Origin of the sequence: Mesorhizobium sp. M1A.F.Ca.IN.020.06.1.1 (assembly GCF_004023265.1) — a bacterium.
Lineage (GTDB): Bacteria > Pseudomonadota > Alphaproteobacteria > Rhizobiales > Rhizobiaceae > Mesorhizobium.
In genome coordinates this window covers 1-8,985 of record NZ_RZSR01000134.1, presented here as the reverse complement: position 1 = coordinate 8,985, position 8,985 = coordinate 1, and the positions used below count along the sequence as shown (strand labels likewise).

General features: G+C 61.7%; 9 protein-coding genes and 1 pseudogene. 6 read left to right on the top strand and 4 right to left on the bottom strand.

All coding sequences use genetic code 11. From position 1 onward, the window contains the following. The 4 genes from EOA60_RS08730 to EOA60_RS08715 all read left to right on the top strand — a co-directional run. Positions 1-571: cytochrome c oxidase subunit 3 (locus EOA60_RS08730; RefSeq protein WP_128311244.1), on the top strand; the 571-nt coding region annotated here is incomplete at its 5' end. After that, positions 571-912: a hypothetical protein gene (locus EOA60_RS08725; protein ID WP_095826018.1), complete on the top strand. Its 342-nt coding sequence runs from the start codon at positions 571-573 to the stop codon at positions 910-912. The genes EOA60_RS08730 and EOA60_RS08725, both read left to right, overlap by 1 nt. Beyond that, positions 909-1,787 (top strand): cytochrome c oxidase assembly protein, encoded by an 879-nt coding sequence (locus EOA60_RS08720; protein ID WP_095777401.1) that lies wholly within the window; start codon positions 909-911, stop codon positions 1,785-1,787. The genes EOA60_RS08725 and EOA60_RS08720 overlap by 4 nt, the downstream gene beginning before the upstream one ends. After that, complete coding sequence (locus tag EOA60_RS08715; protein WP_066993840.1) at positions 1,768-2,184, top strand: c-type cytochrome; 417 nt, start codon at positions 1,768-1,770, stop codon at positions 2,182-2,184. Before EOA60_RS08720 ends, EOA60_RS08715 begins: the two co-directional genes overlap by 20 nt. A gap of 30 nt (positions 2,185-2,214) precedes the next feature. Here the strand turns inward: EOA60_RS08715 and EOA60_RS08710 are convergent, their stop codons facing one another. Continuing rightward, on the bottom strand, positions 2,215-3,132 hold the full coding sequence (locus EOA60_RS08710) for a hypothetical protein (protein ID WP_066993843.1): 918 nt from the start codon (positions 3,130-3,132) through the stop codon (positions 2,215-2,217). A 325-nt stretch (positions 3,133-3,457) separates the two neighbouring features. On the opposite strand from EOA60_RS08710, the gene EOA60_RS08705 reads away from it, so the two are divergent. Continuing rightward, the gene (locus EOA60_RS08705; RefSeq protein ID WP_095826019.1) at positions 3,458-4,630 is read left to right on the top strand and encodes a glycosyltransferase; all 1,173 of its coding nucleotides are present in this window, start codon (positions 3,458-3,460) and stop codon (positions 4,628-4,630) included. Positions 4,631-4,632: 2 nt separating this feature from the next. Continuing rightward, positions 4,633-5,769, top strand: coding sequence for a UDP-galactopyranose mutase (glf, locus tag EOA60_RS08700; RefSeq protein ID WP_095826020.1), 1,137 nt, complete (start codon positions 4,633-4,635; stop codon positions 5,767-5,769). Positions 5,770-5,778: 9 nt separating this feature from the next. Here the strand turns inward: glf and EOA60_RS08695 are convergent, their stop codons facing one another. From EOA60_RS08695 to EOA60_RS37430, 3 genes and pseudogenes are all read right to left on the bottom strand, one after another. Continuing rightward, complete coding sequence (locus EOA60_RS08695; protein ID WP_095826075.1) at positions 5,779-6,957, bottom strand: beta-glucosidase; 1,179 nt, start codon at positions 6,955-6,957, stop codon at positions 5,779-5,781. Between the two features lie 97 nt (positions 6,958-7,054). Further along, positions 7,055-7,885 (bottom strand): SIR2 family protein, encoded by an 831-nt coding sequence (locus EOA60_RS08690; protein ID WP_095777407.1) that lies wholly within the window; start codon positions 7,883-7,885, stop codon positions 7,055-7,057. 191 nt (positions 7,886-8,076) lie between these two features. Further along, a pseudogene (locus EOA60_RS37430) lies at positions 8,077-8,985 on the bottom strand (hypothetical protein); the annotation flags it as partial.

Below are 8,985 nucleotides of genomic sequence, written 5' to 3'. Positions count from 1 at the left end.
GCCAAGCTTCGGGCTTGGTCCGCGCAGCCCTACTTGGTGGGGTACGCTCGGTTTCATGGCGTTGGAAGGAATGGGCTTTGCGCTGGCGGCCGGCGCTTATCTGTATCTGGCGACCTTGTGGCCCAACTGGCGTCTGAGCGCCCCGGAGCCCAACCATTGGCCGGGAACGATCGTGACGCTGCTTCTCATCGTCAGCCTGGTGCCGAACCACCTCCTCAACCGCTACGCCAAGCAATGCGCCATCGGGCCGGTGCGGATCGGCATGGTGGTGATGTCGCTGCTCGGCAGCGCGCCGCTCATCGTGCGCTGGTTCGAGTTTCCGGCCCTGAACATCTATTGGGACACCAACGCTTATGGCTCGATGCTCTGGGTGCTGCTCGGCCTGCACACCATCCATCTGATCACCGATGTCGGCGACACGATCGTTCTGACAGTGCTGATGTTCACGCGCCACGCCTATAGCGGCCGGCGTTTCGGCGACGTCGGCGACAACGTCTTCTACTGGGATTTCGTGGTCTTGACCTGGATCCCGATCTATCTGCTCATCTACTGGGCCCCGAGGCTAGGCTGATGCGCGCGCTGCGTTTGGGAACGTCCTGGGGTGGTCTTGTGTCGGGGCCTCTGGCCTGGGCCATCTCTACGCAGCTGAATTACGCGCTGGTGCCCTGGCAATGTAATCGCCAGGTCCCGGTGGTGCTTCCCGTCGCACTGGTGCTCATGGTGTTTTCGCTCCTCGGCGGCGTCCTGTCGTGGCAGGCGAAGCGGCAAGGCGGCGCCGCCTTCAAACCGGAGCGTACACGCAGCACCGAGCGATTCATCGCCGATCTCGGCATGCTTTCGGCTTTGCTGTTTGCCCTCGTCATCGTCATGCAGGCCAGCGCCGCGCTCATCCTCGACGAGTGCCTGCGATGAGCTTCGAGGCGTTCTTCTCGACCTCGATCTGCTACGGCGCCGGCGCGCCCGAGGCCGGGTGGACGCTTGCCCTTCCCATCACGCTTCCGCTGGCCGCGCTCGCGCTGGTCTATGCGACCGGCGCCAACCGGCTGTGGCGCCGCAGCAGCCGAGGCCGACCAGAGCGGATACGACAAACCTTGCTGTTCGCCGCAGGGTGGTGCGTGCTGACGGGAGCGCTGGTCAGCCCGATCCATGCGCTCGGCGAGCGGGTCTTTGCCGCTCACATGATCGAGCACGAGCTGCTGATGGCGCTGGCGGCTCCGCTGCTGGTTGCAGCCCGCCCCGGCGCGGCCCTGGTATGGGCATTACCGGTCGCGTTTCGGCAGAGAACGGGAAGGCTCACGCATGGCAAGATGCTGCAGGCGGTCTGGGCCTTCGCCAGCCGCCCTCTCAACGCAACAATCATCCACGCGATCGCCATCTGGATCTGGCACATCCCGTTCCTGTTCGAGGCAGCCCTGCAGCGGGGCGTGCTGCACTATACCCAGCATGCGAGCTTCCTCGGCACTGCCTTACTGTTCTGGTGGGCGCTTCTGCCCCGTTCCGGTCGGCAGCAGGCCTATGGCAGCGCTGTCATGCATCTCTTCTTCACCTCGATGCACACCGGCCTGCTCGGTGTGCTGCTGCTGCTGTCGCCCAAACTCTGGTATCCGGAAAATGCCGGTGGCGCAGCGCTGTGGGGTTTAAGCCCGATCGAGGACCAGCAGCTTGCGGGTCTGGTGATGTGGGTTCCGGCTGGCCTGATCTATGGCGGAGCCGCTTTGCTGCTCGCCGGCCTCTGGATAAGCAAGAGCGGAACCAGGGAGGCGACGCATGCGCTCCGATCTGGCTAGACTGATCGCCGGCGCCCTCGCCGCCATGATCGTAGTTGCCGTAGCCGTCGCCGCCGTGGCCTTATGGGCCGACCGGCGTGATCGTGTCCGGCACGAGTCGGATGCGGCAACCGGCGGCGTGGGCGCGCGCGCCATTCCGATCATGACCGCGAACGGCTGCTCCGGCTGCCATACGATCCCTGGCGTGCCGGGCGCGCAAGGTCAGGTCGGCCCGCGCCTCGACGCCAGCCTCGCCGGCCGGGTCATTATCGGCGGCGTGCTGGCGAACAATCCGGAGAACCTGATCCGCTGGATACGCGGCGCCAGAGAGATTAATCCGCACACCGCCATGCCATCGACGAGGATCACCGAGCAGCAGGCGCGTGATATCGCGGCCTATCTCTATGCTTTGAAATGATTGAACCCCGCCACGCCGGAACCCGGGCTGTCACGCAACCTTCGACAGGACGCTGATATCGCATCTGGCGAGGCCATATCGCCAGCGATGGTTCGTCGCCGCGACACGGCTCTGATAAAAAAGCGTGAGCTGTTCGCCCTCGATCATGACGGTCGAGTGACCGTTTTCTCCTGGCCCGCCTGGATCAAGAACCGGACCGATCGAAACGTACGGTCCGGTAACCTCGGCGGCGATGGCGAAAAACACGCGTTGTCGGCTTCCTCGCGCTCCCCGCGGAAGGAAGCACGTGGCGTTGAGAAGCACGCGGCCATCGGGGAGCTCGACCAGTTGGGCGCCTTCGATCCCCCACTCGTAGTCGGGATCATCGCGCGTATTGTGGTGTGGGATCTCACTATGGTCGAGGATCCTGCCCAGCCGCTTCCAAGGTCCGAACCACGAGTCCGACTGGCTGCGCGCCAGGTAGACATCGGGTTGCGGCACACGACTGAATTTCGGCATGCCGGAATAGACGATGTAGCGCTTGCCGCCGATGATCGCCGGATGCGGATCATAGATCCCATCTTCGTCCGTGCCAGGGATCGACAGGATTGCCGGGTTGAGCACCACCCAGTTGAAGCCATCATTCGACACCGCGTGCTCACAGCGGCCGCCGGACTTCATGAACTCGGTCTGGATGAACATGTGGAAGACGCCGAGCTCGTAGACAACACCGGGCGCGGCAACGCCCGATCCTGTGACAGGAAGCTCGATGGGCTCGTGCTCCGTCCAGGGACCATGCAGCTCCGGCGCGGTTGCGTGAAGTATCTTCCAGCTCTCGGTTGTTACCGTGCCGCTCGAGCCGAAGACGTGCCAAAGCCTGCCGTCAAAGACGGGGCATGGATCCTTGAGATCGTCCACCGCCTGCGGATGGAAGAGCGGGAACACATTCGTCTCGAACTCGATCTTCATCACCTGCCCCAGCAATTGCCGGCCGTTTGAGGCTCGTTTGGCTCCGGTCCAGGCGAATCGTTGGAGCCGTCGAACAGCTTAGCTGCCCATGCTACCGAAATACGGCCACCGAGTGACCGTCCCCAAGAACCTGCGTGCGAATCTTGGCTCCACCTCCCAAAGGGGCAGCAGCACCGCGGCATGATCCTTCGCCGCTTTAACGGTTCGCGGCTGGAACAAGTTATTCGAAGGAAAGTTAGACGGAAAGGTGGATCTCGCCTCCGCTGCCTGCGATTAACAAATGTTAATCGCAATATACACCGTTCTGCCACTAGGGAAAATTTGTATGGACGCGGCAATAAGAATACCAACTCGCAGAAGAACCACGAGGACGCAAGACTTACTGATATGCTTCTCTCATTTACGATGGAATTTTGTCTATCAGCGTCCACAGCATATTCTTACCTTGGCCGCGAAGGAACATGAGATTATCTATTTCGAGGAACCTGTTTTCGAGGAGCGCTCGCATCCTTCGATGCGTTTCTCAGAGGTGGCGCCAGCAATTCGGGTCGCGACTCCTCTGCTTCCAATTGGCACAAGCCCGGCCAGAGCTGATGCCGTGCAGCGCAAATATCTCGACCGGATCATCGCTTCGACGCCGCACACTAACCTGACCGCCTGGTACTACACGCCCATGGCCCTACGCTTCAGCGCGCACATCAATTGCGATGTCTGCGTCTATGACTGCATGGACGAACTTTCGGCGTTCAAGAATGCGCCAACCGAGCTGGCCATGATGGAGCGAGCCCTCTTCGGGCGCGCCGACGTGGTCTTCACCGGCGGCTTGAGCCTCTTTGAAGCGAAGCGCTGCCAGCACCGTGCCATCTATCCGTTTCCGAGCAGCATCGACGTCAGCCACTTCCACAAGGCAAGGACACCCGGCAAGGACCCGGCCGATCAATTCGGCATTCCTCATCCACGGGTGGGCTTCTTCGGCGTCATCGACGAGCGCCTCGACATCGATCTCGTGGCCCAGGCCTCCAAGGCCATGCCGGACGTGCATTTCGTCATGCTCGGTCCGGTGGTCAAGATCGACCCGAGCAGCCTGCCGACAGCGGGCAATCTGCATTGGCTCGGCGGGAAAGCCTACGCCGATCTTCCAGATTATCTGCGCCACTGGGACGCCGGCTGGATGCCGTTCGCGCTCAACGAGGCCACACGCTTCATCAGCCCGACAAAAACGCCGGAGTTCCTCGCCGCTGGCCTGCCGGTGGTTTCAACAGCAATTGTCGATGTTGTGCGAACCTACGGCGCAGCCGGGCTCGTCGACATAGTGGACGCCGAGGACGTCGACATCAAGCTGCGATCCGTCCTTACCCAATCGCGCGAGGCGCGGCTTCAGCAGGTCGATGCCTATCTCCGGGACATGTCCTGGAAGCGCACATGGAATGGCATGGCCGCTCATATCAGGAACGCCAGTGCTCGGAAAAAGGTCGTCCCGTTCCGCAGGAGCGCCTGACCATGTTCGACTGGCTGATCGTCGGCGCCGGCTTCGCCGGCAGCGTTCTCGCCGAACGGATTGCCTCGCAGCGGGGAGAAAGCGTTCTCCTCATCGATCGCCGCAATCACATCGGGGGTAACGCCTATGACTGCTACGACGAAGCAGGCATCCTCATCCACCGCTACGGGCCGCACATATTCCATACAAATGCGCGGTCCATCGTGGATTATCTGTCACACTTCACGACATGGCGGCCGTATGAACATCGTGTGCTGGCGGCGGTCGACGGAATGCTTCTCCCGATCCCCATCAATCTCGATACGATCAACCGCCTCTATGGTCTCGATTTGGATCCGGTGGAACTGGAAGACTTCTTCGCGTCTCGCCGCGAGACCATCGAGGAAGTCCACACGGCCGAGGACGTCGTGGTCAGCACTGTCGGGCGGGAACTCTATGAGAAATTCTTCCGCGGCTACACCAGGAAGCAATGGGGCGTAGACCCCTCCCAGCTTAGCAAATCGGTAACCGCCCGGGTTCCGACCAGGACCAACCGCGACGACCGCTACTTCGGCGACAGTTTCCAGCACATGCCCGCGAACGGGTACACGCGCATGTTCGAGCGCATGCTCAACCATCCCAATATCAAGATCATGCTGCAGACGGATTATCGTGAGGTCCGGGACCGGATTCCGTTCCGCAAGCTGATCTACACCGGCCCTGTCGACGAATTCTTCGACTGGAGACTTGGCCGCCTGCCGTATCGCTCACTGCGTTTCGAGCACGTGACCGTCGACTGTGAACAGTTCCAGCCGGTCGCTGTGGTCAACTATCCGCAAACGGAGGACTTCACCCGGATCACCGAGTATAAGCATTTGACCGGTCAGAAGAACGCCCGGACAAGCCTCACCTATGAATACCCGACCGACATTGGCGATCCGTATTACCCGGTGCCCCGGCCGGAAAACGAAGCGCTCTACAAGCAATATGAAGCCTTGTCCGCCAGTCGCCCGGATGTCTGGTTTGTCGGACGCCTTGCGACGTACCGCTATTACAACATGGACCAGGTCGTGGGTCAGGCTCTGGCTACTTTCGCCCGCATTCAGAAAACGGTCCCAATTGGAGGCGCCTTGCAGCCGGCAATGGCTGTGCCGGGCTAAAGCCGCTTGCTACTCCGGCATGCAAGGCTGCGTGGATCGAGAATGCTGGCCAAACAGCCTCTGCTGCCTCGCCAGTTCATCGGCCATCGGCTGACGGGTGCGACGCGATCCATCCGCATGGATGACGGAGAAAAGGCCAACTTCGGCGTGGCGTGAATTGTCCCATCCCGGGTAAGCCGTGATCGGATAAAGGCAAATACCCCCGACGGGCGCGCCTTGGTTCATAGCCTCCCGCACCTCGTCGCATACATAGTGAAGCCATGCCGGGCCCCCCGATCCCTCCGCACCTGTCTCTGCAATGTACATCGGCTGTCGGTAGCGCTGGGCGACTTCGACGAGCATTTCCGACAGAGCCCGGTATTCGTGATGCCCCATCGGGATTGTTGGCCCGTGCAAGTACCACTGATTGTGCGGGTAGAAATTCAGACCGATGACATCGATGAGATCTTCGCTGCCGCCAAGCTGCGGCTCGACGCGCCCCATCAGCATGTCGTACGCTTCGAACTGTCCTTGACGGACTTTTTCAGCCGCCCGCATTTCAGCGCGGCTTCGATCGCGCGGCGCGATGTGAATAAGCGGCTCGGCCCAGATGAACCGGCATTCTGGATCCGCTTGGCGCATGGCTCGTATGCCTTGCACGGCAGCCTTGACGAGGTGGCGTTTGAACCAACCCCTTCGCCTTGGGCCGGCCGGTGGAAAATAGCCCACTTCGACTGCCCAGGCGAAGAACGATATCTCGTTGATCGGGCAGACGAGCGCAGGCTTCCCGCTGACGGCCCGATGCAACCGGACAGCTTCCGCTGCGAAATCGGCATAGCGCTCGATCAGCTCCTTCCCGCCCTGGTCAAGATAATCGGGGGTTCCGTAGTGAAAGACATCCCAGATGACCTGAACGCCGGCGAGATTTGCCGCTTCGATCATCGGCGCCCAACTCGACCAATCGTACACGCCCGGCGCCTTCTCGATCAGGTGCCAGCGTAGCCCGTCACGAACAGTTCTGAGCCCAAGGTTCGCGCAGCCGCGATAGTCGCGTTCTGCGTGAGAATCATGGCCAGTCGCCCGCACGAGATCGAGACGCACGCCATCCTTTCGCCGGTGCGAGGAGCATTCGAAACCGCCCATGAAAAAACTGTCGAATGTGACCGCGCTGGCAGCCGGATTCACGTTTGGGCTAACGGCTTGCGGCACATTCCTACTCCTTGCATTGGCCGGCACGGTCGACCAACGGCCGAAACCCTCTTTGGGTTGGGCAAATTCTTCGTTCTTGCCGCGTGCTGAACGGCGTTCAGCCCAGCGTGATCTCCTGATCGTTCACAACCTCGGCCAGCCGACTGAGGAAACTCACGAGACCGACTTCCGGATCGTCGTTGTCGCCTGTGAGCACGGAGATACCCCAACGCCCCAGCACGGCTTCTTCGACGGGGTCTCGGCTCGCCATGAAAATGTATGACGGCGGCCGATCCGCCTCGTAGCCCGAACGGTTCCATGTCTGCCAAAGCCGATGCAACAGCAGCCGGATGTTCAGGTCCGAGAGACTATAGCCGACGAACAGAACCGTGCTGCCCAGCGCATCGGAACGAAACCGCACATCGAGCGGCGAATCGAAGGATAACCGATCGAGATAGTCGGTTTCCGTAAGGACCAGCGAGGAATCGTCATCGAAGTCGCCGTGGAATTTCACGATGCAAGCGACGTCCCGGCGAGCCTTCGAGACATCCCTAGCATTTGCCACCTTCACATATGCGCGGCCGTGTATCTCAAAGGCGACTTCGAGGTTCCGGTCATAGTTGGTGGTGTAGATCACCGGAAAATCCAGCGCGACGATCAGACGATGCAGTTCGGACTCCCGAATCTTCTCCCTCGTCACGGTCCAGTGCCTGTCCATCCAACTACGCAACGGCCCGATGCTGCCATGCTTGATCCGGTAATACTCGGCCAGGGTTTGGAAGCGATCACGCGGTCTCGCGCCATCCAGGCCGAGTTCGCTCGCCATGCGCTCAATCAGCTTCTCCCAGGAAGGCAGCCCCACGCTCATCGAAACACCAGCTCCGACAAAGAGCACCGCATTGCGCTCTCGGATCGCTTTCGCGAGTGGAATAATCGGGTCCTCGTTCATTGCCGAAGCTGAGCGGGCTGCCGCGGGCGGCGCATGACGCATAACTTCCGAACCCGAAGGTGGATGAAGTGTTCCCCGCTCAGCCGCGAAAATGTAGAAGACCGCCGATACTCCCGGTCGGTCTCGGCAAGGTCTCGGAGCTGCCATCGAGCAAGGCAAAGCAGAGACGGACGGGCTGGCTTCGGTCCCTCTCAGCATCGGCGGATCGCGAGCGCGACATCGGTCGCGAACGGTGGCACCTCCAGCTTCAACCTACCGTCCGCTTGCGCCCGCCATTCCGCCGCTTGCGTGCCGGCCGCAGTATCCCAGCCGACTATGCGGTAGCTACCCGGAGCCAGCCCAGGCAGGTCGATCATGACGGGCTCGGTTTGCACGTCGGCCTGCAGCATGCCGTTGGGCCCGATCGTTTCGCGGTGCACCAGCCAGGCCACCGCCTGGGCATCGTCGCCGCAGGCTACCGCCGCGACATCGGGGCGGGAAACCCGCACCCGGCCGCAGAGATGGACACGTCGGAACCGACTCCAGTCGATCAGCGGCAGGAAACCCGCCAGCGAGCGCTGCGCCCGCCGCATGCCGGGTGTGAGCACATGCGGCGTACGGTTCGGCCAGCGCATGCCGCCACCGGCACCGCCGGCAGCCAGGTGCGCCCATTGCATATGGCGGAAATATTCGTCGTCGAACGGCTCCGGCAGCGTGATCTTCTTGTCCTTGAAGGTATGGATCGGGCCATGTTCGCTGTCGAGGAACGGCCGGCCATCGCGAGTTTCGGCCAGGGCCTCGCCGACGATCCGCCCCAGGCCGAGCGCCGGGGCCACTGTGTCGCGGGGATGATCGATCGTGCCCTCCTCGTAGATGTGGAGGGAGGCGAAGTCGAGATCCGGATGCCGGAAGATGGGTTCGCGGAGCGGCATGTGCGCCCGCCAGCGAAGCTCCGGTCCGAAGAGCGAAACCGTTTGCGGGTGGGAGCGGCCGTAGAGCGAAATCTCCAGCCGGCGAACGAAAGCACCGAGATCGTGGATGAAGTCGCCGAAATCGTCGGCGCTGCCTTCGGCCTGCTCGGGATGGATCTCGTTCCAGAGGTCCCAAGCGAAGAGCGCGCC